Origin of the sequence: Paraburkholderia sp. GAS41 (assembly GCF_050436545.1) — a bacterium.
Classification (GTDB): domain Bacteria; phylum Pseudomonadota; class Gammaproteobacteria; order Burkholderiales; family Burkholderiaceae; genus Paraburkholderia.
Genome location: NZ_JBNDMK010000006.1, coordinates 274,865 through 300,516, shown reverse-complemented (window position 1 = coordinate 300,516; position 25,652 = coordinate 274,865). Strand labels below are relative to the sequence as shown.

Sequence of the window (25,652 nt, the reverse complement as noted above, 5' to 3'; positions counted from 1 at the left end):
GGGGTGCAACTGGCTGCGATTGGTTACCCGCATCTGTCGCGCGACGAGATCTATCACCACGTCGAGACCTTCTACAAGCGCTTCTATTTCCGGCCCTCGAAGATCTGGGAAATCGTGCGTGAGATGCTGATGAGCTGGGACATGATGAAGCGGCGTCTGCGCGAAGGCGTCGAGTTCTTCCGCTTCCTGCGCGCGCACCAAGCGTGATGACGCGCGAGGCTCGGCTAGCGCAGCGCACGTTAATCTTCACCGCTGACGATTTCGGTCTGCACGAACGGGTCAACGAAGCAGTCGAGCACGCCCATCTGCATGGGGTTCTGACCGCGGCGAGCCTGATGGTGGCGGCTCCGGCCGCGCGCGACGCCGTGCTGCGTGCGCGCCGTCTGCCGGAGCTGCGCGTCGGTCTGCATCTGGTGCTGGCGGATGGCGCGGCGTTCCTGCCGCGCGCCGCCATTCCGGCGCTGGTCGATGCCAATGGCCGGTTCGGCGACAACATGGTGCGCGACGGCTTTCGCTTTTTCTTTTTGCCGCAGGTTCGCAAACAACTGGCGCTGGAAATCCGTGCGCAGTTCGAGGCGTTTGCGAAGACGGGACTACCGCTTGACCACGTCAATACCCATAAGCATTTTCACCTGCATCCGACGGTGCTGGAGCTCATCATCGAGATTGGCCGCGACTATGGCATGCATGCCATGCGCCTACCCAGTGAGTCGAACGAGCCGTTCTGGCTGAAGCCATGGATTGGCCTCGTGCGAGACCGCCTCGATCGTGCGGGCATTGCGCACAACGACTATGTGGTGGGCATGGCGAAAACCGGGCAGATGACGGAAGGCGTGTTGCTCGATGCGCTGGCGCGCTTGCCGGACGGCGTGGGCGAGATTTACTGCCATCCGGCCGTGATGGGTGAGGGCGCATTGACGCCGGCCATGCGCGACTACCGGCACGCGGACGAACTGGCCGCGCTGTTGTCGCCGCGCGTGGAGGCTGCGATCGAGGCGGCGGGGGCCACGCGCGGCGGCTTCGCCGACGTATTCGGTCAGGTGCATGCCCGCGGGATACAGCCATCATGAAGCGGCTGCAATGGTCGCGATGGCTGCAATGGGCTGGCTTACCGCTGGGCATTGCGCTGCTGATCGGGCTCGCGCTGCACGAGGGGGTGGACGGCCTGATGCAGGTGATCGGGCAAGCGGGCTTTGCGCTGCTGTGGCTGGTGCCGTTTCACGCGCTGCCGCTGCTTCTGGATGCGTACGCGTGGCATCTGTTGCTCGGCAAGCGTGCGTCCCTCGTGTTTCTGTGGTGGGTCGCGATGGTTCGTGAGGCCGTGAGCCGGCTGTTGCCCGTGGCAGGTATTGGTGGCGAGATCGTCGGCATCAGGTTGGCGAAATGGCGGGTGGCCGATCCGAGTGGCGTGAGCGCGTCGGTGATCGTCGAAGTGATGGTGACGATGGCGGTGCAGTACGCGTTTTCCGCGCTGGGCCTGGTGTTGATCGTGGCGTCGACACATCAGGCGGATGCGTTGCGCACCATTGGTCTGGCTTTGTTGTTGTCGTTGCCGTTGCCTGTGATCGCGGTGATTCTCGTGCGGCGTGGCGGCGTGTTTCACGCCATCGAGCGTTGGGCTGGGCGATTGCTGGGGACTGCTTCGGGTTCCATTTTGCAGGGTATGAGCGGCGAGCAGCTCGATGCGGATCTCGACGCGCTCATGTCCCGGGCGGGGCTTCTATTGCGGGCCTTTGTCTGGCAGTTGAGCGGGTATCTGCTCGGGGCGGTTGAGACGTATTGGGCTTTGGCGTTGCTCGGGCATCCGGTCTCATTAGGCGGGGCGTTGGCTATCGAAGGCTTGACCCAGGCGGTGCGGCACGCTGCGTTTTTTGTGCCCGCAGGAGTGGGGGTGCAGGAGGCGGCGGTGGTGGTGCTCGCGCAGATGTTCGGGGTGGATCGGGAAGTGGCCTTGTCGTTGGCGGTGGTGAAACGCGTGCGTGAGGTTTTGTTTGGATGTGGCGCGCTGGTTTCGTGGCAGGTGGTCGAGGTTTGGCGGCGCTGGGGTGGGGCGCGACCTTCTCCTTCTCATGATGTTGCGCGCCGGCAAGGGATTGAGAGCGAGGAGCGGGTGTGATGGACGCCATTTGAGGCGCGATTGCTCACGCCTCTTCTCGCTTTTACCGCAGCCGTTGTCAGCCATGCATGAGTTCATGCACCTGAAGAATTGAACTCCAAAACCGGGAGTTTGAAATACCACGTGGCATTTGTCGATACATCGCTTTTTTACCTGGCGGCAGCGTTTCGTGAGAGGTGCGCCAAAGGAACACTTGACGAAGCCCGTATCGGAATCGGCGTTTTGCGCGAAGAGTTGAGCGTACAGGACCGCACGCTTCGACTGACCATTCTGCTCCGGCATCAGGATAGGAAACGGAACCTGTTCCTGGGCAGCTATTTGGAGTGCAGGCACATCACCCAGGATGGGCTGCCCTGTCTGAGTGACGGTTAAGCCGCGGTAGAAGAATTTCGTCTGTATTCATCGTTCAAAGAGGAAAACATGGCTCGACTGTTATCGGTGAATGTCGGACTGCCACGTGACATTGACTGGAAAGGCCGTACGGTCCACACCGGCATATGGAAGGAGCCGGTGCACGAACCCTGCTGGGTAGGGCGATTGAATCTGCGCGGCGACGGTCAGGGCGACCTCGCAGGACACGGGGGCGAGCATCGCGCCGTATTCGTGTACCAGATCGAGTCGTATCACCATTGGCAGACGCAACTCGAGCGCGCGGATTTCGTCTACGGACAATTCGGCGAGAACTTCACGATCGAAGGCCTCGCGGATAGCGTGGTGTGCATCGGCGACCGCTATCGAATCGGCACCGCCTTGTTCGAAGTGACGCAACCGCGCGTGACCTGCTATCGCGTCGGCATCCGCATGAACGAGTCGCGCATGCCTGCCTTGCTGACCGGTAGTGGAAGGCCAGGCTTCTATTTTCGCGTCCTGCAGGAGGGCGCCGTCAGAGCTGGCGACGGAATCGAGAAGATCGGCGAGGCAAACGAGCGCATGACCGTCGCCGAAATCAACGCGCTTCTGTATTCGCGCGATCATCCGCACGAGGGGTTGGAGCGGGCGTTGCGCATCGAGGCGCTGTCGGCCGGATGGCGTGGGTCGTTCGAGGCGTTACTGCGCGATCAGGCAGACGGCGAGGCAAACGGCAATGCCGGGCTGGCGCCGGCCGCAGCCGCGCATCCGGCTGCGCCTGGCTTTCGAGCGCTCACCGTCACGGCGATCGAACGGCCCTCCGTCGACGTACTCTCGCTGACGCTACAGGGCCCGAACGGTCATCCGTTGCCAACCGCTTTGCCCGGCCAGTACGTGGCATTGCGGCTGCCACGCCCCGGCGGAGAGCCGCCGCTCTTGCGCAGCTATTCGCTGTCAGGCGCGGCGTCGACCGAACGTTATCGGATCAGCGTCAAGATCGAGCCGAATGGGGCAGCGGGCAGCTACCTCCAGCAGCATGTCCAGCTGGGCGACGCACTCGAAGTCAGTGCGCCGCGCGGCAGCTTCGTTCTGCAACCGGGCAACGGTCCGCTGGTGCTGATGAGCGCAGGAATCGGCGTGACGCCGGTGCTGGCGATGCTGCACGCGTTGGCGGCAGCCGGCTCGTCGCGGGAAATCTGGTGGCTGTACGGCACCCGCGACCGGCCGCATCACGCCTACGCGGATGAAGTCCGTGGCTTCCTGCAGCGTTTGCCGCACGGGCATCGTTACGTCTGCTATAGCCAACCCGATCAGGGCGCACGCGTCGGCGAGGATTTCGATGCGCGAGGCCATCTGTCGCCCGCCGCGTTCGACGACCTTGGCGTGCCGCGCCTGGCGGACTTTTACCTCTGCGGCCCCACGCGCTTCCTCGCCGACATGAAAACAGCGCTCGCCGCGCTGAACATCGCCCCGCAGCGCATTCACGCGGAAATCTTCAATGGCGGCGAAGGAATGACGCCCGGCATTGTCGGCGCCACGGCGCGCGCGCCGCATGTGCCACATGTGCCGCAGGGCGAGGCCGTTACCGGGCCGCTCGTTTCGTTCGCCCGCAGCGGCGTGGCCGCGCACTGGGATGCGGCGCTCTATACGAGCATTCTGGAGCTGGCCGAAGCGTGTGACGTGCCGGTTCGATGGGCATGCCGGAGCGGGGTGTGTCATCGGTGCGAAAGCGGACTGGTTGCGGGGACGACCCGCTACGATCCCGAACCGCTCGACCTGCCTGCGCAGGGCAACCTTCTGGTCTGCTGCGCGCAGCCCAACGGGGACGTCGTGATCGATTTATGAGCGCACGGCGAGTCGCCGCGTTCGCGCGCATACTCAAGCCGGGTTTGGCCGCCACAAACATGCAATTACATGCACCGGCGATATCTTTATCGGCTATCGATATTTCGCGCACGGATGGGGCGATGCTACCTTTGCTCCTCGTCTGACATGAAGCCGGCTTCGACCGCGTGCGGGTGGCATGTCCCCTTACGGGTGCAGCTGCGCTCCTCGCCGTCGCACATGCCGCGGGCGTCACGCGACGAGTGCATTTTCGCGGCACGCTGATTGCTTCCAGTACGGCGCGACCGCTTGAAACCCGAGCCGTCGATGCCGTGTCGCCATGCATGGGCGGCATCCGTCGTGTCGGCCATGCGCTTGCGGCGACCTCGTGTCGTCCGGCATTCACGTTTATGGTGCACCTGGCGGTGCAGTGCCGCGCGGTTTATCCGCGGCGGGGTGGCCGCCAGACCTTGATCGCCGGATACTCGAACGAGGTGTCGCCGGCTATCTGGAATGTAGCGAAGGAGATCGCCATCTCATGACCGTTGCAACTGAATTTCGTACCCGTACCTTCGAGGACGTGCGCCGTGCACTGCTCGGGCGCCGCGAAATCGCGCTGCTCGATGTGCGCGAGGAAGCCCCGCACGCGCATAGCCATCCGTTGTTCGCGGCGAACCTGCCGTTATCGAAGCTTGAACTGGAAGCGCCGCTGCGCTTGCCGCGTCGCAGTGTGCCGATTGTCGTGTTCGACGACGGCGAGGGGCTCGCCGAGCGCGCGGCACGCCGCTTCGGCAAAGCGGGTTATACCGATGTCACGCTGCTCGCCGGCGGTTTGCGCGGGTGGGCGGAGGCCGGCGGCGAGCTGTTCCAGGATGTCAATGTGCCCAGCAAAGCATTTGGCGAACTGGTGGGGAGCGAGCGGCATACGCCTTCGCTCGATGCGTCGCAAGTGCAGGCGCTGCTCGACGTCAAGGCCAATGTGGTGGTGCTCGACGCCCGCCGCTTCGACGAGTATCAAACCATGAATATCCCCGGCAGCATCAGCGTGCCGGGCGGGGAACTGGTGTTGCGGGTCCGGCAACTGGCACCGGATCCTGCGACGCAGATCGTCGTCAATTGCGCGGGTCGCACGCGCAGCATCATCGGCGCGCAATCGCTGCTCAATGCGGGCGTGCCGAACCCGGTCGCGGCGCTGCGTAACGGCACGATCGGCTGGCTGTTAGCGGGTCAGCCACTGGCGCACGGCAGCACACGGCGCTTCGATGCGCTCACCGACCACGCGGTGCGGGTCGAAGCGGCTGCGTCGGCGCGCACGGTCGCCGATCGCGCGGAAGTGGGCCGCATTTCGCGTGACGAAGCGCGCCGCTGGGCCGAGGAAGACGTACGGACGATCTATCGTTTCGACGTGCGTTCGCCGCAGGAGTATCAGTCGAGCCATGTGCCCGGATTTCGCAGCGCGCCGGGCGGACAGCTCGTGCAGGAGACCGATATGTTTGCGCCCGTGCGCGGCGCCCGCGTGATTCTCGCGGACAGCGACGGCGTGCGCGCCAATATGACGGCGTCGTGGCTCGCGCAGATGAACGTCGAGGTGTATGTCGTCGACGGCCTGACGGCGGCCGACTTCACGGAAGAGGGCGCGCTGCCCGTCGTCAGAAATGCGGTGGAGCCGCCTGCGGCCGATGAAATTTCACCTGCTGCGCTCGCCACGCTGCTCGATTCGCCCGGCACGGTGCTGCTCGATTTCACGGCAAGCGCGAACTATGTGAAGCAGCATATTCCAGGGGCGTGGTGGGCGCTGCGCGGACAACTCGCAGACGCAGTACCCGCATTGCCCGAAGCGCAACGGTATGTCGTGACCTGTGGCAGCAGTGCGCTCGCGCGCTTTGCGGCGCCTGATCTGGCCGCATTGACGGGCAAACCCGTGCAGGTGTTGAGCGGCGGCACGAGCGCATGGATTGCGGCGGGTCTGCCGGTCGAGCACGGCGAGACGCGGCTCGCTTCGCCGCGCATCGATCGTTACCGGCGTCCTTATGAAGGCACGGATAACGCCCGTGAAGCGATGAATGCGTATCTGGAGTGGGAGTATGGGCTGGTGGCGCAACTGGCGCGCGATGGGACACATGGATTTCATGTGATCTGAGCGGCGGTTGATGAAGGGCGCAGCCACGAATCCGGTGGCGGGGCTCTTCGCATTCATGCCGCGCCGCGCACGCATGCACGCACGGAAGCATGACTCATTCCTAAACCCATTCGGTGTAAACGCTGGCTCGCCTAATCCTGCCAATGCGTCTAGATTAACGGCACCCGGGCAAGTTAGTCGAGGGACCAGACGGCCGTGTGCAGCGGTCTGTCACGGGCGAAAGCGCAAGATCAGCGGCCGACGGCAGCTGAATGCTTCGCCCGGAGTTGGACCGCTGCGTGTCGTCGGTTGTGGGGTTTTCGACACGTATCACCCGCATCATCTGCTCGCGTCTCCGGTTCTCCTGTCATTGGCTGTGTCGCCTCTGGCGGCCGTCATCGTTCGTTTCCCGTCGCTACCTCTACCTGCGCTGTCGCGCGAAACCGCGCCTTGCAGTGCAGCGTTGCTATTCCGCTTCCCGATCAGCTTGCCCGCCTCGCTGCGTGCGTGTGCGTGGTTTTGCTATCCTGTCGTCCAACCTTCATAAAACGGACCCCATCCAATCTCGCCGATGGCTTCGAGCTTCCGCTTGCTTATCGTCACCGTGCTGGCTACATCGCTCGCGCTGGCGGGATGTGACGACCAACAGGGGCAACGCGCCGTGCAAAAACTCAAGGAACTCTTCAATGCCGTCAAACCGGACGCGCTATTGTTGAAAAACCTCACGCCCGGTATCAGCACGGAAGACCAGATTCGCAGCCAGATGGGCAAGCCGGAAACCGAGCGCACTTTTACTGACGGTTCGAAACGCCTCGAATATCCGCGCGGTCCGCAGGGGCTCAACACCTACATGGTCGACATCGACCGCGATGGCAAGCTGCAAGCCATCACCCAGGTCCTGACCGCCGCCAACTTCGCGAGAGTCCAGCCGGGCATGAGCGAAGACGAAGTGCGGCGCATGCTCGGCAAGCCGGGACAGGTCGCGGTGTTTCCGCTCAAACCGGAAACGGTCTGGAGCTGGAAGTGGCGCGAGGGCGGCGTGACCGAAGAAGGCATCTTCAACGTTCATTTCGATGCGTTTCACAAGGTCTACACCACGTCGCGTTCAGACGTGATACGCGGACGATAAGGAGAAAACATGCTGCGACGACGTCCACATTCGCGCATTGGTCTGGTATTGGGCGGCGGCGCCGCGCGAGGCTGGGCGCATATCGGCGCCATCCGCGCGCTGCATGATGCCGGCATCAAGCCGGACGTGGTGTGCGGCACCTCGATCGGCGCGCTGATCGCGGCGGTCTACGCGAACGGCGATCTCGACTGGCTCGAAGAATGGGTGTCGCGCCTGACCTGGCAGACCGTGGTGCGCCTGCTCGATCTGCGCATTTCCGGCGGGCTGCTAGGTGGCCGCAAGGTGATCCAGGTGTTTGCCAACCGCTTCAACGGCTGTGAGATCAGCGAGTTGCAGATGCCGTTTGCGGCGGTGGCCACCGAACTCGATTCGGGCCGCGAAACCTGGTTGCAGGATGGTAGCGTGGTGGACGCGGTACGCGCGTCGATTGCGATCCCCGGCATCTTTACGCCGGTCTGGCATAACGGCGTGTGGCTCGTGGATGGCGGCCTGAGCAATCCGGTGCCGGTGTCGGTGGCGCGCGGCATGCGCGCCGATTGCGTGATCGCCGTGGATCTGAACAACGATATTCTCAACGGCCGCGATTTCGGCGGCATCACGGCCGCTGTGCCGGTGCTCGACGCGGCTGCGCCGGCACCGGGCTCGTTGCGCAAAAACGGCAAGCCGTGGCCGCGCTGGCTCGCACCGGCTGACGACATCGTGTCGAACGATGTCCGCGTGGCGCCCGCGCCGAGCGGACGCGTACCATCAATGCTGAGTTCGGTCGCGCAGAGCATCGACATCATGCAGGTGCGGATCACGCGCAGCCGTCTGGCGGGTGAGCCGGCCGACATCCTGATTCAGCCGCGTCTGGGCGGCATGGGCATTTTCGATTTCCACCGCGCGGCGCCCGCTATCGAGGAAGGACGCGCGGCGGTCGAACACATGCTGCCGGCGATTCGCGCGCGGCTCGGCATCGAGTGAACGGTGAGCACGGCGAGCGATAGCGGTAACGGTAAGGCTTAAACGCCGCCCGCATTCCTCGACGCGATCACCCGGCAAATCCGCTTGCCGGAGCTTGCGCTGATCACGTCTTCGAACAGCAGAATCGCGCAATCGACCAGCGAATCCACCACGAGCTTAGGTTCAAACGCGGCGTACAGGCGGCCATCCGGCTGGCGTGTGTCCGCCCCTTCCGTCACGCGCCACGACAGATACAACACGCCATTGCGGCGGAGCAGGCAGCGCAGATTGTCGACGGCCAAGGGAATCGATTCCACCGGCAAATGCATGATGACCGTCTCGCAGACGACATTATCGAAGCGCTCGTCGATCCCGGCGAGGGCGGGCAAGGTGGCTTCGCGAAACACGATCTGCGGATGCAGACGGCGCGCTTCGGCGAGCAACGCCGGCGATGCATCGAAGCCGCTGACCTCGTAGCCGTGGTCGGCCAGCCACGCCGCGTCGCGCCCGTTGCCGCAACCGATCTCGGCGGTGGTGCCCTGCGGCACCAGATGCGCCTCCAGCAGCGCGTAGAGATCGTTCGGCGGCGGCTGGTCGAGCCATTCCTTGCTGTAGCGGGCGGCGTCCTTCGAATAGGCGTCGAGCGTGGCGTCGTCGTAGCGGGATGTCATGGCACCGGGTCCTCAGGCAAGGTTGGGCGACCGCGCGGCAAAGCGGCTGCAAGCGCCAGCCGGGTCGTCGATCAACGCGGCGTGAGCACCCCGCGTCATCGCAGTGTAGCGGGGTTTGCCCTGGTCGGACGGCGAAAACACGCTGCCGCGCGCGCCGCGCCGTCTATCGAAAAAGCGACCCGAAACTTGCTAAATCGCGGCGCGCCGAGCCGTGGTACGAGGACGCTTACAATGCCATATCACCCGCTAAAACAGGGGTCTCGCGCCGACATCGCGCGCAATCACCGCATGTTGCGTTGCAGCATGCGGTGCGCAGCCTGTTTGAGCAAATCATTTTCGCTTGCGAGTATCCGCGCCATGCCTGCCGGATGGCCTGCAGCGGCCGCGTCATCGATGCACGGCCCGATCCCCCGCAAACCTGGATGGAGACAAACGTGTTCCTTTACGGCTTTGGTCCGGTGCTCCTCGCCGGCACGATCCAGACAATCGAGCTGTCGGTCCTCTCGCTGGCCGCTGCGGTCCTGCTCGGGCTGGCGGGCGCGGCAGCGAAACTCTCACTGAACCGGCCGCTGCGCATGATCGGCACCGGCTATACGACGCTGATCCGTTCGGTGCCCGATCTCGTGCTGATGTTGCTGCTGTTCTACAGCATCCAGATCGGCGTCAACGACCTGACCGACGCGTTGAATCTGCCTCAGTTCGACATCGATCCGTTCGTCGCCGGCGTCATCACGCTGGGCTTCATTTACGGCGCGTACTTCACCGAAACGTTCCGCGGCGCGTTCCTCGCGGTGCCGCGCGGCCAGCTCGAAGCGGGCGCGGCCTACGGCATGAGCGGCGCGCGCGTGTTCACGCGCATCCTGTTTCCGCAGATGATGCGCTTCGCCCTGCCGGGCATCGGCAACAACTGGCAGGTGCTGGTGAAGGCGACTGCGCTGGTGTCGATCATCGGCCTCGCCGACGTCGTCAAGGCGGCTCAGGACGCAGGCAAGAGCACCTTCAACATGTTTTTCTTCATCCTGATTGCCGCGCTGATCTACCTCGCAATCACCACGATGTCGAACCTCGTGCTGATCTGGCTGGAGCGGCGTTATTCGATTGGCGTGCGGCACGCGGAACTGTGAGATAAACCATGATCGAGATCCTTTCCCAATTCGGCCGGGCCTTTCTCTACTGGGACGGCCAGCGTCTCTCCGGTCTTGCCGTCACCTTGTGGCTGCTGGTGGCGTCGATCGGCATCGGCTTTGTGTGCTCGATTCCGCTGGCGGTGGCACGCGTTTCGAAGAAGCGCTGGCTGTCGACGCCGGTGCGTCTCTACACCTACGTGTTTCGCGGCACGCCCCTGTACGTGCAGTTGCTGCTGATCTACACGGGCATGTACAGCCTCGAGTTCGTGCGCTCGCATCAACTGCTCGACGCGTTCTTCCGCAGCGGTTTCCATTGCGCTATTCTCGCGTTCGCGCTGAATACCTGCGCCTACACCACCGAGATTTTCGCTGGGGCGATCCGTTCGACCTCGCATGGCGAAGTGGAAGCGGCACGGGCCTACGGCATGAGCTGGTTCACCATGTACCGCCGGATCATCCTGCCGTCCGCGCTGCGCCGAGCGCTGCCGTTGTACAGTAACGAAGTGATCCTGATGCTGCATGCCACCACGGTTGCCTTCACCGCGACCGTGCCGGACATCCTGAAGGTGGCGCGCGACGCCAATTCGGCCACGTACGACTCGTTCAGCGCATTCGGTATCGCGGCGCTGATCTATCTTGCTGTATCGTTCGCGCTAGTGGCGCTGTTCCGGCGCGCCGAGCGGCACTGGCTGGCGTATCTGGCGGCGCGGCCGCGTTGAGCGGCGCGGTCTTGCCGCGGTTCACCTCGTCACCCCTGTCTACCGTGTTCCAGGACGGGTCAGTATTCACCTTGGGAGAGCGACTTGCTCCATACGACTCAAACTGAAGCCTGCAAGCTCACCGTGCAGGACATCCACAAGCGCTTTGGCGATAACGAAGTGCTCAAGGGCGTGTCGCTGAACGCCAACAAGGGCGACGTGATCAGCATCATCGGCGCGAGCGGGTCGGGCAAGAGCACGTTCCTGCGCTGCATCAACTTTCTGGAACGGCCGAACGCCGGGCAGATCGTCGTGGATGGCGAGGCGGTGCGCACCAAAGCCGACCGTAGCGGCAACCTGGAAGTGGCCGACCACAAGCAGTTGCAACGCATCCGCACGAAGCTTTCGATGGTGTTCCAGCACTTCAACCTGTGGGCGCACATGAATGTGATCGAGAACATCATCGAAGCGCCGGTGCATGTGCTTGGGCTGTCGCGCCGCGAAGCCGAGGAGCGGGCGCGCGAGTATCTGGAGAAGGTGGGCCTCGCGCCGCGTCTGGAAAAGCAGTATCCGGCGCATTTGTCGGGCGGTCAGCAGCAGCGCGTGGCGATTGCCCGCGCGCTTGCCATGAATCCCGACGTGATGCTGTTCGACGAGCCGACCTCCGCGCTCGACCCGGAACTGGTCGGCGAAGTGTTGAAGGTCATGCAGAAGCTGGCGGAAGAAGGCCGCACGATGATCGTGGTCACGCACGAAATGGGTTTCGCGCGCAACGTGTCCAATCATGTGATGTTCCTGCATCAGGGACGTACCGAGGAAGAGGGCGTGCCCGCCGAGGTGCTGAGCGCACCGCGCAGCGAACGCCTCAAGCAGTTCCTCTCCGGCAGCCTGAAGTAACGCGGCCGCCACGCCCGCCGCATGGCATTTTGCTGATGGCCCGCACGCCCAGTCCGGCTCGCACCACGCAGGTGGCAATCGTTGCATTGCCGCCGGTGTCGATGTCGGGCGTCGGGCCGATTGTCGATGCCCTCAATCTGGCCAATGAAATCGACGGCCGGGCGCTGTACCGCTGGCAGGTGTGCTCGTGGGACGGCCGGCCCGTGCCGCTCGCGGGCGGCGCGCAATGGCCGGCGGACGCCGCGTTCGGCGACGCGGTTTCGTGCGACTGGCTCATCATCGTCAGTGAGCGTTTCCAGCAGTTCGCGGATTACCGGCTGTTCCTCGCGAGCCTCTCGCGGGTCGGCCAGCGCACGCCGCTCGTCAGCGGCATTCATCATGGCGTCTGGTGGCTCGCCATGGCGGGGCAACTGTCCGGCTATCGCGTGAGCGTCAACTGGGAAACCTATCAGCAGTTCTCCGAGCAGTTCGAACGCTCGATCGTCACCCAGCAGATCTTCGAAATCGACCGCGATCGCGCCACCTGTGCCGGCGGCCAGGCGACCGTCGACTTCATGCTGGCCATGATCGCGCGGGAGCATGGTCCCGAGTTGAGCGAGCGCATTGCCGACACGCTCGGCGTCGGCGTGCTGCGCGCTGGCGAAGAGCGCCAGCGCATTCCCTTCGTGACGGCGCCGGGTGAGCGCCATCCGCGCCTGAACGACGCGCTGCTGCTGATGGAAGCGAATATCGAAGACCCGCTCACCAGCGACGAAATCGCGGGTCTCGTGGGCGTGTCGCGGCGGCAACTGGAGCGGTTGTTCCGGCAGTATCTCGGTTCGATGCCGTCCAAATACTACCTGGGCTTGCGGCTGTCGAAGGCGCGCACGCAGTTGCAGCGCACCAGCAAATCGGTGGTGCAGATTAGTCTCGCGTGCGGGTTTTCCTCGGCGGCGCATTTTTCGAACGCCTATCGCGAGCGTTTCGACGTGACGCCGCGCGAGGATCGCCGCAACTGGATCGAAAAACAGACCGGTGCGAGCGGCAGCGCGGCGAGCGAGCCGCGTCCGGCCGCGTTGATCGAGCGTCCCGATGAAACGGAGCGCTAGCCGCCTGCGGCGCCCCATAGAGCCGTCTGGCGACGACAAGCTTGATAGAACCCGTCGCGTATGCGCAAGACGTTTCGCCCGCGGTTTCCTACACTAACGGTACTCCCTGTCATCTGTAACGAGGATTTGCCATGAACGACCAGACTGTGACACGCCAGACTTTCGACGAAGTGATGGTGCCGGTGTTCGCGCCCGCTGCCTTCGTGCCGGACCGTGGTCTCGGCTCGCGCGTCTGGGATACCCAGGGCCGCGACTACATCGACTTCGCTGGCGGCATCGCCGTGACGGCGCTCGGTCATGCCCACCCGGAACTGCTGAAGGTGCTGGGCGAGCAGGGCAGCAAGCTCTGGCACATCGGCAACGGTTACACCAACGAACCGGTGCTGCGTCTCGCCCGACGTCTCGAAGCGCTGACCTTCGCCGATCGCGCGTTCTTCGCCAACTCCGGGGCGGAAGCCAACGAAGCCGCGCTGAAACTCGCGCGCCGTGTCGCCTTCGACCGTCATGGCATCGAGAAGGACGAAATCATCTCGTTCACGCAATCGTTCCATGGCCGCACTTTCTTTACGGTGAGCGTCGGCGGCCAGCCGAAGTATTCGGAAGGTTTCGGTCCGGTGCCGCAGGGTATCGTGCATCTGCCGTACAACGATATCGAAGCCGCCCGCAAGGCGATCGGTGCGAAGACCTGTGCGGTGATCGTCGAGCCGATCCAGGGCGAAGGCGGCGTGATTCCGGCCGATCCGACGTTCCTCAAGGCGCTGCGTGAAGCGTGCGATCAGCACGGCGCCCTGCTGATTTTCGATGAGGTACAAACGGGGGTGGGCCGCAGCGGCTACTTCTACGCCTATGAGGACACGGGCGTGACGCCCGACATCCTGACCACGGCAAAGGCGCTCGGCAACGGTTTCCCGATCGGCGCCATGCTGACCACCCACGAACTCGCGGCGCACTTCAAGGTAGGCGTGCACGGCACCACGTACGGCGGCAATCCGCTCGGCGCCGCGATTGCGGAGAAGGTGGTCGAACTGATCAGCGATCCGAAATTGCTCGAAGGCGTGCGTTCGCGTAGCGAGGCGCTGAAAGGTCATCTTGCGACGCTCAACGAACGCTTCGGCATCTTCAGGGAAGTGCGCGGCAAGGGGCTCTTGATCGGCGCGGAACTGACCGATGCCTTCAAGGGCCGCGCGAAAGACTTCGTCACTGCGGCGGGCCAGCATGGCGTCATCATGCTGATGGCGGGTCCTGATGTGGTGCGCTTCGTGCCATCGCTCATCATGCCGCTCGACGACATGAACGAGGGCTTCGCGCGCCTCGCGAAGGCGATCGAAGCGGTGGTCGGCGCCACGGCGGACGCACCGGCACGCTGAGCCGCGCGGCGTTGCAGGCCGCTATGGCCGCTTGCAACGCCACCTGGTAACCGCCCGGATCATTACTCACCACTGGAACGACGATGCTCTTCGTACGCCCCGGCCGCCTCGCCGATCTCGATGCGCTCGAACACATGGCGCGCACGGCTCAACCCGTGCTGCACTCGCTGCCGCATGACCGCCGTGCGCTCGAAGCGCGCGTGGCACTGTCGGAAGACTCGTTCCGGGCGGAAGTCGATTTTCCGGGCGAGGAATTTTATCTGTTCGTGCTCGAAGACAGCGAGACCGGCAAGCTGCTCGGCACCGCGAGCATTGTCGCCGCCGCCGGCTATTCAGAGCCGTTCTACGCATTTCGCAACGACGCGCTGATTCACGCCTCCCGCGAACTGCATGTGAACCGCAAGATTCACGCGCTGACGATGTCGCACGAACTCACGGGCAAGAGCCGGCTGGCGGGTTTTTATATCGACCCGTCGCTGCGGGGCGACGCCGGCGCGCATCTGATGTCGCGCGCCCGCATGATGTACATCGCTGCAAACCGCAAGCGCTTCACTTCCGAAGTGTTTTCGCTGCTGCTGGGCGTGACCGACGACGATGGTGTCTCGCCATTCTGGGAAGCGGTGGGGCGCAAGTTTTTCGGCCGCAATTTCGCCGACATCGAAATCGAATCGGGCGGGCGCAGCCGGACCTTCATCGCCGAAGTGATGCCGAGCTATCCGGTCTATGTGCCGCTCCTGCCGGAGTCGGCGCAGCGCGTGCTGGGCGAGCCGGACGACGGGGCCTTGCTGGCGTATGAAATTCATCTGGAAGAAGGCTTCGAGACGGACCGCTTCGTCGATATCTTCGATGCGGGTCCCGTGCTGACGGCACAGATCGACCGCAGTGCCTGTGTTACGCACAACGAAACGCGTGCGGTGCGTGAGGGCGGCAGCACGCAGACTGGGGCCGGCCCGCGCGGCGCCATGTATCTGATCGCCAGCAACCGCGCGGGCGACTTCCGCTGCGCGCTGGCCGACCTGCCGGCAGACAGGAAGGCCGGCGCGCCGTTGCCGCAAGCGGTGCGCGCGGCACTCGGCGTGCAGGACGGCGACGCGGTGCGTTGCGTGCCGCTGCACCAGCCGCCAGAACAGACGGATGAACTTTCGGGAGAAGCACAATGATCGTCGTTCGCGTCGTGCAGACGGGCGATGTGGACGCGCTCGTCGCGCTGGCTCAGGAGACCGGTCCGGGTCTCACCACCTTCAAGCCGGACCGCGATGCCCTCGGGGCGCGCGTGGCACGCTCGCGCCGCACGATGGAAGACCAGGCGGCTCCGCATGAGGCCGGTTATTTCTTCGTCATGGAAGACACGGCAACCGGCGATGTGGCGGGCGTGTGCGGCATCGAAACGTCGGTGGGTCTGGAGCAGCCGTTCTACAACTATCGCGTGAGTACGGTCGTGCATGCGAGCCAGGACCTGGGCATCTGGACCCGGATGCACGCGCTCAACATTTCGCACGATCTGACCGGCTACGCCGAAGTGTGCTCGCTGTTCCTGAGCCCGCGTTATCGAACGAGCGGTGTGGGCGGCCTGTTGTCGCGCTCGCGCTTCATGTTTCTCGCGCAGTTCCGCGAACGCTTTCCGCAGCGTCTGTGTGCCGAATTGCGCGGCCATTTCGATGCGAACGGCACGTCGCCGTTCTGGCGCGCAGTCGGCTCGCATTTCTACCAGATCGATTTCAACGCGGCGGACTATCTGAGCTCGCATGGCCGCAAGGCCTTTCTCGCCGAGCTGATGCCGCGCTATCCGGTCTACGTCGAACTGTTGCCGCAGGAGGCGCAGGATTGCGTGGGCCTCACGCACAACGACACGATCCCCGCGCGCCGCATGCTGGAATCCGAAGGACTGCGCTACGAGAACCACGTCGATATCTTCGATGCGGGCCCGGTGCTGGAATGCCATATCGCCGACTTGCGCACGGTGCGCGAAAGCGTGGTGGTGCCGGTGGAAATCGTCGCGCTGGGCGCCGCGCCCGCGCCGCAGGATGGGCCGAAATCACTGGTGTCGAACACCTCGCTGGGCGATTTTCGCGTCGGCGCTGCCGCGGGCGTGCCGCAGGACGGCGTGTTCCGGCTGACGGCGGAAGAGGCCGCGGCACTCGACGTGAAGGCCGGCGACCCGGTACGGGTGCTGCCGCTGAAACACAATCAAGGACGATCATGAGCGAGCTTTTCATCGACGGCGAATGGGCCGCCGGCACAGGACCCGTATTTTCGTCGCGCAACCCGGGTACGGGCGCGACGGTATGGGAAGGGCACAGCGCATCGGCGGACGACGTGGAGCGTGCGGTGCGCAGCGCGCGCCGCGCGTTTGCGATGTGGTCGGCGTTGAGCCTCGATGAGCGCTGCGGCGTGGTGCGCCGTTTCGCGGCGTTGCTGACCGAACGCAAGGAAGTGCTGGCCGAGGCGATTGGCCGCGAAACCGGCAAGCCGCTGTGGGAAGCACGCACGGAAGTGGCGTCGATGGCGGCTAAGGTCGAGATTTCGATCCAGTCCTACAACGAACGCACCGGCGAAAAGCGTGCGGCGATGGCCGACGGCACGGCCGTCTTGCGGCATCGTCCGCATGGCGTGGTGGCCGTGTTCGGGCCGTATAACTTTCCGGGACATCTGCCGAACGGGCACATCGTGCCGGCGCTGATCGCCGGTAACGCGGTCGTGTTCAAGCCGTCGGAACTGGCGCCGGGCGTGGCGCGTGCGACCGTCGAAGTGTGGCGCGACGCCGGCTTGCCGGCGGGCGTATTGAACCTCGTGCAAGGCGAGAAGGACACCGGCATTGCGCTGGCGAATCACCGGCAGATCGACGGTCTGTTCTTCACCGGCAGCTCGGACACCGGCACGCTGCTACACAAGCAGTTTGGCGGCCGGCCGGAAATCGTGCTGGCGCTCGAGATGGGCGGCAACAACCCGCTCGTGATCGGACCGGTGGCGGATCTTGACGCCGCGGTGCATCACACGATTCAATCGGCGTTTCTGTCGGCGGGGCAGCGCTGCACCTGCGCGCGGCGCATCTTCGTGCCGAACGACATTGCCGGCGATCGTTATATCGAACGCCTCGTCGAAGTGACCTCGCGCATCGCCGTAGACGAATACAACGCCGAGCCGCAACCGTTCATGGGCGCGGTGATTTCCGCGCGGGCCGCACAGCGCCTCGTGCAGGCGCAGGTTCAACTGCTCGAAGCCGGCGCGAAGTCGCTGCTGACGATGGAGCAGCGCGACCCGCAACTCGGCTTCGTGACGCCGGCGATTCTCGACGTGAGCGGCGTGCAGGATCTGCCCGACGAAGAGCACTTCGGGCCGCTCGCGCAGATCGTTCGTTATACGAACTTCAATGACGCCATCGAGCGCGCCAACGACACCGAGTTCGGTCTGTCCGCCGGCCTGCTCGCCGACGACGAAACCCTGTGGACGCATTTCCAGCGCGCGATTCGCGCTGGCATCGTCAACTGGAACCGGCCGACCAACGGTGCGTCGTCCGCGGCGCCGTTCGGCGGCACTGGACGCTCGGGCAACAACCGCCCGAGCGCGTATTACGCAGCCGACTATTGCGCCTACCCGATGGCCTCCGTCGAAAGCGCGCAACTGCAAATGCCCGCGAGCGTGTCGCCGGGCCTTCATTTCTGAGGATCGACGATGCAAGCCACTGAAGCCAATTTCGACGGGCTCGTCGGCCCGACGCACAACTATGCCGGCTTGTCGTTCGGCAACGTGGCGTCGCAGAACAACGAGAAGTCCGTCGCCAATCCGAAGGCCGCTGCGAAGCAGGGTCTGCGCAAGATGAAGCAGCTGGCGGAACTCGGCTTTCATCAGGGTGTGCTGCCGCCGCAGGAACGGCCGTCCATGCGCCTGTTGCGCGAGCTCGGCTTTTCCGGCGACGACGCCACGGTCATCGCCAAGGTCGCGAAGGATGCGCCCGAGCTGCTCGCCGCCGCCAGTTCCGCCTCGGCGATGTGGACCGCGAATGCCGCCACGGTGAGCCCGTCCGCCGACACCCACGACGGCCGCGTGCATTTCACGCCGGCCAATCTGTGCAGCAAGCTGCATCGCGCGATCGAACACGAGTCGACGCGGCGCACCCTGCAGGCGATCTTCGCCGACCGCCAACGTTTTGCCGTCCATGAAGCGTTGCCGGGCACGCCGGCGCTCGGCGACGAAGGCGCGGCCAATCACACGCGTTTCTGCGCGGAATATGGTGCACGTGGCGTGGAATTCTTCGTCTACGGTCGCAGCGAATATCGCCGTGGACCGGAGCCGAAGCGCTATCCGGCGCGTCAGACGTTCGAGGCGAGCCGTGCGGTTGCGCAGCGTCATGGGCTCGCCGAAGCGGCGACCGTCTATGCCCAGCAAAATCCCGATGTGATCGACGCGGGTGTGTTCCACAACGACGTGATCGCGGTCGGCAATCGCAGCACGCTGTTTTGCCATGAACTCGCGTTCGTCGAGCAAAAAGCCGTGTACGACGATCTGCGCGCGAAGCTCGGCAAGCTCGATGCGAAGTTCGACGTGATCGAAGTGCCGGACGCGCAGGTGAGCGTGTCGGATGCGGTGACGTCGTATCTGTTCAACAGCCAGTTGCTGACGCGGCCGGACGGCAAGCAGGTACTGGTGGTGCCGCAGGAATGCCGCGAAAACGAGCGCGTGGGCGCGTATCTGGAGGGGCTGACATCGCATGGCGGCCCGATCGACGACGTGCTGGTGTTCGATCTGCGCGAGAGCATGAAGAATGGCGGCGGGCCCGCTTGCCTGCGTCTGCGGGTGGTGTTGAGCGAGGCGGAGCGCGCGGCGGTCACGTCCGGTGTGTGGATCGACGACACGGTGTTTGGCCGCCTCGATGCGTGGATCGAAAAGCACTACCGCGATCGTCTCGCACCGGCTGACCTGACCGATCCGAGCCTGCTGCGCGAATCGCGCACGGCGCTCGACGAACTGACGCAGATTCTCGGTCTCGGTTCGTTGTATGACTTCCAGCGCTGAGCGCGGCATGAGCGCGTTACTGGGCGATTTTCTCGGCCACACGCTGGCGGGCACGCGTCCGGCGGCAGGTGACGCGCAGGGCGTATGCGCCAATGGCGTGCACTGGACGTGGCTGGATGAAGGCATTCTGCAACTCGAGCCGGAGGCGGTTGCGGTTCCGGCGAGCAGCGGGCGTTGCCTGCGTAGCGTGCTGGCCTCCGCCGGCGTGCATGGCGATGAAACCGCGCCAATCGAATTGCTGTCGCGGCTGGTGCGCGATATCGCGGAAGGGCAGGCTGCGCTGACGTGCCGGTTGCTGGTGATCCTGGGCAACGTCGACGCAATGCGCGCAGCGTGCCGCTATCTCGACGATGACCTCAATCGTCTCTTCAGCGGCCGGCATGCACACGTGCCGAACAGTCACGAGGCGCCGCGCGCGGCAGCCTTGGAACACGCTGCAACGCAGTTTTTTGCCGACGCTTCGTCTGCGCCTGGCGCGCGCTGGCATATCGATATGCATACGGCGATCCGTGCCTCGGTGTTCGAGCAGTTCGCCCTGCTGCCGCATACCGGTGCGCCGCTTTCGCGCGCGATGTTCGAGTGGTTGCGCGATGCATCCATTGCGGCTGTATTGCTGCACACCACCAAGGGCAACACGTATTCGCATTTCACCGCCCAAGCGTGCGGCGCCGAGGCATGCACGCTGGAACTCGGTAAGGTGAGGCCGTTCGGCCAGAACGACCTGACGCGTTTCGCCGGCTCGGACAAGGCACTGCGACATTTGCTGGCCGGTGTCGAAGGCGATGCGGCGGCGCCGCTGCCGCGTGTGTTCACCGTGATCGATCAGATCACGAAACAAAGCGATGCGTTCGAGTTGCTGGTTGCCGCGGACGTGGCGAATTTCACGCCGTACGAGCAAGGTACGTTGCTCGCGCGCGATGGCGACTATCGGTACGCCGTGCGTCATCCGGAAGAGCGCATCGTGTTTCCGAATCCCACTGTCAAGCCGGGTTTGCGTGCCGGGTTGCTGGTGGTGGAGACGACGCGGGAAACGCTGGCTGGGCTTGCGTGAGCTTGCCTGAGCGTCCATCAGTCCGGCTCCCCCTTGCGCAGCGTCTGTCCATTGAGCCTGTACAATCCTGCCCTCGCAGCGGCTGGGCGACGCCACGTCAGTTGCGCCTGAGGTGGCTGTGCGTGGCCGGTTGTAGCTAAGCGGTCGCGCGTGGCCGGCCGCATCTGGCCGGTCATACCTCGCCGGCCACACCTGGCCGGTCGCATCTAGCCGGTCGCCACAATTCACATCGCAGTTTGGGTGCAGCAATCACGCGGCGCAGATCCAGCTCTGTCTGATTTCAAACGAGTAGAAGAGGAAGGCAAGGAATGAAAATGAATTGGCGAACCACGGCCGCGCTGGCAGTTTTCGCGTCGGCAACCGTGGCGGCAGGGAATGCCTCGGCAGCCGACATCAAGGAAATCCGCTTTGGCGTCGAAGCCTCGTATGCGCCGTTCGAATCGAAGACGCCCACCGGCGATCTGCAAGGCTTCGACATCGATATCGGCAATGCGGTGTGCGCCAAGCTCAAGGCGAAGTGCGTGTGGATCGAGAATTCCTTCGACGGTCTGATCCCCGCGCTGCAGGCACGCAAGTTCAATGCGATCAACTCGGATATGACGATCACCGCGCAACGCCGCGAAGCGATCGACTTCACCGATCCGATCTACACCATCCCCAACCAGATGATCGCGAAGAAGGGCAGCGGTCTGCTGCCGACTCCGGCGTCGTTGCAGGGCAAGCATGTGGGCGTGCTGCAGGGCACGATCCAGGAGACGTACGCCAAGGCAGTGTGGGCACCGGCTGGCGTCGACGTCGTGCCGTACCAGACCCAGGACCAGATCTACGCCGACCTGGCGTCGGGCCGTCTGGATGCGGCGTTCCAGGACGCGGAAGCCGCATCGAAGGGCTTTCTGAATCGTCCGCAAGGCGCAGGCTTCGAATTCGCAGGGCCGGCGGTCAGCGACGCGAAGTTGCTGGGCGGCGGCGTGGGCTTCGGCATTCGCAAGGGTGACAAGGCGCTCAAGGATGCGATCAACGAAGCGCTCAAGGAATTGAAGGCGGATGGGACGATTGATCGCTTTGCAGCGAAGTACTTTAGCGTCAAGGTGGTGCTGAAGTAAGCGACACGTGCATGTGTTTCGCCCGACGCCTGTCGCCAGAAACATGACACATGGCTTCGCAATCACACAGCAGGATAAACGGCCGCCAATGCGGCCGTTTGCACCTGGGCTTGCGCGTGGCTACTCCAGATAATCAAACGCCACTTCCCCCAACCCAAGCGTCAGATCAGCCACCAGATGACGTGCCTCGACGATCTCCAGCACCGGCAATTCGGCCACCGGCGCGAGCGCATGCGGCGAAAGTTGCAACGAAGCGGGGCCGGTCCATGCGCCCTTGAGATCGATGTCCTGCAGGTAATAACGCACCAGTTCGCAGATGCGCGGCGTACCGTCGACATGCGGCATGACCTTCAGCAGGAAGTTCGGCGCTTCGAGGCGCTTCTTCTGTTGCGCGAGATCGAGCTGGCGATGCTTGTAGCCCATCGTGCCGGTGGCGATGCGCACGGGGCCGTAATCGAGCGTACCGACCAGCGTATCCGTATGCACTTCGAGCACCGGTTTGGCGAGCTTCTTGGGAAAGCCCCACAACTCACGGCCGCCCGCGATCGGCGGATGGTCGTCGAGATACATCGCCAGCGTATAGCTGCCGGCGACACCGTCGTAGGTCACCGGAATCACCTGACCGCTTTCCGTGTAATCGCCGAAACCGGTCGAATCGGGCATGCGGATGAACTCGTAGTGCACCAGCGGCTCGCCGACCTGCAGCGGCTCGGGCACGACGGCGCGCAGTTTCGCGGGGTCGGTGCGGTAGGTGATGATCAGGAATTCGCGGTTGATGAACCGGTACGGGCCGATCGGAAATGCCGGGCTCGTAATCGGCATGGCGAAGGCATTGTCGAGCACGCTTTTGACGTCCATGGTTTTCCTTGAGGGTTAAACGCGGGTTGGAACGCTTCTGCACTGCACAAGAGTATCGTCGATTCGCCGGCCGGCGACAGCGTCGGTTTGGGAATTGAATATTTTCCAAAAATGGCGGCGCGTCACGCCTGATCGCGAGCGCCTGCGCTAAAATCTGTGAACGTCGCAAAGCGGCGCCAGGCGGTGCTTGCAGCCGGGCACCGGGCCACATTTCGGGCGCGATCACGCAGCATGTCAGAACAGAAAACAGCATCAAGCGCCGGGGCGCTAATCGGGGGAGTGGAATGACCACCATCGCAGTCGACGATCCTAACCGGGGTGGCGTTACACCCGGTGGGACGGACGACACATCAGTCACAGCCTGTTTTTCCCGCCAGCCGATTCTCGATCGGGACGGGATGCTATGCGGCTTCGAGCTCAAGCTGCATTGCGTCGAGGCCGCGCCGGCAGACGAGGATCCGGCCAGCACGCAAGGCGGGCAACCGGCGCACGCCGCGTCGAACCTCACAGGCGCCGACAGCGAGGCACAGCCCGTTCAACCCACCTTTACGCAAACCGTCGTCGCCGCACTGCTGCAACCGGGCATGCGGAGCGCCTTGAACGGCCATCCGGGCTATCTGGACGTGAGCCGCGAGATGCTGTTCGACGAGGCGCTCGAACTCGTGCCGGCCGAACGCTTCATGTTCGAACTCCAGCCCGATATCGAAGTGGACGATGCCCTGATTGCGCGCATCATCGTGCTGCACGCGCGGCGTTACCGCTTCGTGCTCGACGCCGTGCTGGTGCCCAACGATACCTTTGCGCGCCTGCTGCCGTATGTCGAAGGCGTCAAGATCGACTTTCCGCGCATCTCGCGCGCGTTGCTGCCGAAGCTCTCCACCGTGCTCAAGTCGGCGGGCAAGTTGCTGATCGCCTTGGGCATCGACGCGCAGGCGGATTTCGAAACCGCCCACAACCTGGGCTTCGACAAATTCCAGGGCTATTTCTTCGCTCGCGCCCAGCCCTCGAACTCGCGGCGCATGAGCGCGCCGCGTCACGCATTGCTGAACCTGCTGCAATTGCTGGCCGGCGACCCCACGGTCGCGCAGCTCGAAGCGGAACTGAAGCTGAATCCGGTGCTGGTGATGCATCTGATGAAGCTGGCCAATTCGAGTGGCCTCGCAGTCGGCCACAAGGTGACGACGCTGCGCGAAGCGATCAATGCGACCGGCACGAACCGGATCGCCCGTTGGACCCAACTGCTGCTGTATGCAGATGGACGCAAAGTCGCACTGGAAGACGATCCCTTGCTGCAACTCGCGGCCACTCGCGCACGCTTCATGGAACTGGCGGTGCTGCGCCTGCCGGAAGCCGGCCGCGACGAGGCCGACGCGGCGTTTCTCACGGGCGTGTTTTCGTTCGTCGAGGCGGTGTTCGGCGGTTCGCTGGAAAACACGCTCAACGTGTTGACGTTGTCGAAGCCGATTCAGGCGGCGATCGTGCGGCGTGAAGGCGCACTCGGCTTGCTGTTGTCGGCGGTGGACGCGCTGGAACGCGGCGCGTGGACGGAGATTGAAACGGTGTGTGCGCAGTTGACGCCGCTCACGGTAAGCGACGTCGCCGAGCTGGGGCTGATTGCGGCGGCGTGGGCAGGCGTTGCGGATCGCAGCGCCGAGGCAAGAGGCCTGGAGCGTATCGAGGATAACCCGGAAGACAACCCGGAAGACTAACCCCCAATGAGCCGGTGAAGGGAGGCCGCGTACGGTATGCCGTGCGCGGTGGCTTCAGCCCGGTGAATACCGGACTGCTTACCCCTTCACAGCATCTCCATCTCCTGCATCGGCGCGTGGGAAAAAAAACGTCCTAACTCCCGCGCCAGTTCATTCAACGCCGCCATCTCGCCCTGCGAAATCCGCCGCGGCTCGTCGGCCTGCGACCAGTCGCCGTACAGCAGCGCGACGGTCGACTGATTCTCGCCGATCACCGGCAGCAGCACGAACGAACGGGTATCGAAGAAGCTGCGCCGGAACCATTCGGGCAGTCGTGCCACCATCTTCGGATCGCGGGCATTTTCAATAAAGATGCCCACGGAGTTCGCCACGGCGAGATGAAACACGTCGGGCTCGAAGGCGGTATTGAACGACAGGTTGGGCAGGGCGTCGTCGATCTTCGGTCCGAAGCCCATGCGCGCCCTGAACATACCGCTGCTATGCCGGACGAACATCACCGTGCGCGCAAAGCCGAGGCCCGCGTGCACCGTTTCGGCCGCGAGCGCCAGCGCCGCCGCGAGCGCGCTATCGGATTTCAACGCGCGCAGGTCTTCGACCCCCGCGCCGATGCGCGCCTCCGGAGCGAGCGCTTCGCGTGCGATCGCGTCGGCGTCGGCACGCAGCTCGACGATCTCGCGCATCACCCCTTCGCCGTCTTCCTCGCGCGCGAGCGCGATGCTCATTTCCATCAGCACGTCGGGGTCGGTGTTCAGCGCACGGCCGTAGCGCTGCGCGAGCTCGGCAATGCGCGCTTCGCGCTGCCACTCGGGCAGGTTCGGCGTGGTCAGGACGCTCGCGACGTCGGTCGAGTAGTTGGTGATGGCGCGCAGCCACTGCACCTGGCGCGGCTCTTCGGTGTCGTGCGGATCGAACTCGCCCATGCCCTCGCGGATCATGTCGGGCAGGCGCCAGCGTACTGCGGCTTCGGCGCCGATTTCGTCGAACGTGACGCCGAGCACGGTGCTGCAGGCTTCCACTTCGTCGATATTGGTTTCAATCAGGCGGCGGATCTGGTCCCACTCGGTGTCGAGATAGAACACCACGAGCAGCTTGCCGATCTGCCGCATCAAGGTGCAGACGACCGCCTCTTCGCCCGCGCGCAGGTCGCCGCGCTCGGTCAGTTTGCGGGCCACGCAGCCCGACAGCAGCGTGCGGTTCAGTTCGAGTTTCGCGTCGATGCGGCGCGGCACGCTGTGATGGAAGTGATCGACGATCTTCAGACCGACCACGAGATGGCCGACCGCGTCCATGCCGAGCACCATCAAGGCGCGCGACACGGTGGTGATATTGCCGCCGAAGGCCATGTACATCGCCGAGTTGGCGAGACGCAATACCTTCTGGGTCAGCGCGAAATCCGACAGCACGACCTGCACCAGACCGGAGAAGTCGAGGTCGTCATTGTTCATTGCTGCCATGGTTGTGCGCAGCGATTGCGACAGCATAGGGAAATCGCCGCGCTCGCTCATTCGAGACCAGAGCCTGTCGAGCACCGCTGCCTTTACCATGTGATTCCCGCTAAAGCCATACCTGTTCCAGTGAGTGGCAGACCGGCC

22 protein-coding genes and 1 pseudogene are annotated in these 25,652 nt (G+C 64.1%); 20 read left to right on the top strand and 3 right to left on the bottom strand.

All coding sequences use genetic code 11. The features are described 5' to 3' along the window. From P3T43_RS12170 to P3T43_RS12135, 8 genes and pseudogenes are all read left to right on the top strand, one after another. A pseudogene (locus tag P3T43_RS12170) lies at positions 1–207 on the top strand (hopanoid biosynthesis associated radical SAM protein HpnJ); the annotation flags it as partial. After that, positions 207–1,070 (top strand): hopanoid biosynthesis-associated protein HpnK, encoded by an 864-nt coding sequence (gene hpnK / locus P3T43_RS12165; RefSeq protein ID WP_429281286.1) that lies wholly within the window; start codon positions 207–209, stop codon positions 1,068–1,070. The pseudogene P3T43_RS12170 and the gene hpnK, both read left to right, overlap by 1 nt. Then, the gene (locus P3T43_RS12160; RefSeq protein ID WP_429281285.1) at positions 1,067–2,116 is read left to right on the top strand and encodes a lysylphosphatidylglycerol synthase domain-containing protein; all 1,050 of its coding nucleotides are present in this window, start codon (positions 1,067–1,069) and stop codon (positions 2,114–2,116) included. Before hpnK ends, P3T43_RS12160 begins: the two co-directional genes overlap by 4 nt. Before the next feature lie 420 nt (positions 2,117–2,536). Next, positions 2,537–4,309: an MOSC domain-containing protein gene (locus P3T43_RS12155; RefSeq protein WP_429281284.1), complete on the top strand. Its 1,773-nt coding sequence runs from the start codon at positions 2,537–2,539 to the stop codon at positions 4,307–4,309. A 173-nt stretch (positions 4,310–4,482) separates the two neighbouring features. Continuing rightward, the gene (locus tag P3T43_RS12150) at positions 4,483–4,830 is read left to right on the top strand and encodes a hypothetical protein (RefSeq protein ID WP_429281283.1); all 348 of its coding nucleotides are present in this window, start codon (positions 4,483–4,485) and stop codon (positions 4,828–4,830) included. Then, positions 4,827–6,428, top strand: a complete 1,602-nt coding sequence (locus tag P3T43_RS12145; protein ID WP_429281282.1) for a rhodanese homology domain-containing protein — start codon at positions 4,827–4,829, stop codon at positions 6,426–6,428. The genes P3T43_RS12150 and P3T43_RS12145 overlap by 4 nt, the downstream gene beginning before the upstream one ends. Positions 6,429–6,978: 550 nt before the next feature. Continuing rightward, a complete protein-coding gene (locus P3T43_RS12140) occupies positions 6,979–7,536 on the top strand; it encodes a hypothetical protein (protein WP_429281281.1) in 558 nt (185 codons plus the stop codon). A gap of 9 nt (positions 7,537–7,545) precedes the next feature. Beyond that, a complete protein-coding gene (locus P3T43_RS12135) occupies positions 7,546–8,499 on the top strand; it encodes a patatin-like phospholipase family protein (RefSeq protein WP_429281280.1) in 954 nt (317 codons plus the stop codon). A gap of 38 nt (positions 8,500–8,537) precedes the next feature. Here the strand turns inward: P3T43_RS12135 and P3T43_RS12130 are convergent, their stop codons facing one another. Continuing rightward, positions 8,538–9,149 (bottom strand): class I SAM-dependent methyltransferase, encoded by a 612-nt coding sequence (locus P3T43_RS12130; protein WP_429281279.1) that lies wholly within the window; start codon positions 9,147–9,149, stop codon positions 8,538–8,540. Between the two features lie 434 nt (positions 9,150–9,583). On the opposite strand from P3T43_RS12130, the gene P3T43_RS12125 reads away from it, so the two are divergent. From P3T43_RS12125 to P3T43_RS12075, 11 genes are all read left to right on the top strand, one after another. Then, positions 9,584–10,273 carry an ABC transporter permease gene (locus tag P3T43_RS12125; RefSeq protein WP_429281278.1) on the top strand — a complete coding sequence of 230 codons (690 nt, stop codon included), beginning with the start codon at positions 9,584–9,586 and terminating at the stop codon, positions 10,271–10,273. 8 nt (positions 10,274–10,281) lie between these two features. Continuing rightward, complete coding sequence (locus tag P3T43_RS12120) at positions 10,282–10,995, top strand: ABC transporter permease (protein ID WP_429281277.1); 714 nt, start codon at positions 10,282–10,284, stop codon at positions 10,993–10,995. An 84-nt stretch (positions 10,996–11,079) separates the two neighbouring features. Beyond that, positions 11,080–11,871, top strand: a complete 792-nt coding sequence (locus P3T43_RS12115) for an ABC transporter ATP-binding protein (protein WP_429281276.1) — start codon at positions 11,080–11,082, stop codon at positions 11,869–11,871. Positions 11,872–11,906: 35 nt separating this feature from the next. After that, positions 11,907–12,959: a GlxA family transcriptional regulator gene (locus P3T43_RS12110; RefSeq protein ID WP_429281275.1), complete on the top strand. Its 1,053-nt coding sequence runs from the start codon at positions 11,907–11,909 to the stop codon at positions 12,957–12,959. Positions 12,960–13,090: 131 nt separating this feature from the next. Beyond that, positions 13,091–14,326: an aspartate aminotransferase family protein gene (locus P3T43_RS12105; RefSeq protein ID WP_429281274.1), complete on the top strand. Its 1,236-nt coding sequence runs from the start codon at positions 13,091–13,093 to the stop codon at positions 14,324–14,326. Positions 14,327–14,409: 83 nt separating this feature from the next. Next, positions 14,410–15,486, top strand: a complete 1,077-nt coding sequence (gene aruF, locus P3T43_RS12100; RefSeq protein WP_429281273.1) for an arginine/ornithine succinyltransferase subunit alpha — start codon at positions 14,410–14,412, stop codon at positions 15,484–15,486. Further along, the gene (gene astA / locus P3T43_RS12095; RefSeq protein WP_429281272.1) at positions 15,483–16,529 is read left to right on the top strand and encodes an arginine N-succinyltransferase; all 1,047 of its coding nucleotides are present in this window, start codon (positions 15,483–15,485) and stop codon (positions 16,527–16,529) included. The genes aruF and astA overlap by 4 nt, the downstream gene beginning before the upstream one ends. Then, positions 16,526–17,989, top strand: coding sequence for a succinylglutamate-semialdehyde dehydrogenase (gene astD / locus P3T43_RS12090; RefSeq protein WP_429281271.1), 1,464 nt, complete (start codon positions 16,526–16,528; stop codon positions 17,987–17,989). Before astA ends, astD begins: the two co-directional genes overlap by 4 nt. A gap of 9 nt (positions 17,990–17,998) precedes the next feature. After that, entirely contained in the window at positions 17,999–19,339 is a 1,341-nt protein-coding gene (astB, locus tag P3T43_RS12085; protein ID WP_429281270.1) for an N-succinylarginine dihydrolase, read from the top strand. Beyond that, positions 19,323–20,390, top strand: a complete 1,068-nt coding sequence (astE, locus tag P3T43_RS12080) for a succinylglutamate desuccinylase (protein ID WP_429281269.1) — start codon at positions 19,323–19,325, stop codon at positions 20,388–20,390. Before astB ends, astE begins: the two co-directional genes overlap by 17 nt. A 308-nt stretch (positions 20,391–20,698) precedes the next feature. Further along, complete coding sequence (locus tag P3T43_RS12075; RefSeq protein WP_429281268.1) at positions 20,699–21,493, top strand: ABC transporter substrate-binding protein; 795 nt, start codon at positions 20,699–20,701, stop codon at positions 21,491–21,493. A 120-nt stretch (positions 21,494–21,613) separates the two neighbouring features. Here P3T43_RS12075 and P3T43_RS12070 read toward each other — a convergent pair whose 3' ends face one another. Next, the gene (locus P3T43_RS12070; protein ID WP_429281267.1) at positions 21,614–22,351 is read right to left on the bottom strand and encodes an acetoacetate decarboxylase; all 738 of its coding nucleotides are present in this window, start codon (positions 22,349–22,351) and stop codon (positions 21,614–21,616) included. Between the two features lie 284 nt (positions 22,352–22,635). Between P3T43_RS12070 and P3T43_RS12065 the strand changes: the two genes are divergently transcribed. Beyond that, positions 22,636–24,060: an EAL and HDOD domain-containing protein gene (locus P3T43_RS12065; RefSeq protein ID WP_429281266.1), complete on the top strand. Its 1,425-nt coding sequence runs from the start codon at positions 22,636–22,638 to the stop codon at positions 24,058–24,060. 86 nt (positions 24,061–24,146) lie between these two features. Here the strand turns inward: P3T43_RS12065 and P3T43_RS12060 are convergent, their stop codons facing one another. Then, the gene (locus P3T43_RS12060) at positions 24,147–25,604 is read right to left on the bottom strand and encodes an HDOD domain-containing protein (RefSeq protein WP_429281265.1); all 1,458 of its coding nucleotides are present in this window, start codon (positions 25,602–25,604) and stop codon (positions 24,147–24,149) included. Between the last annotated feature and the right edge of the window lie 48 nt (positions 25,605–25,652).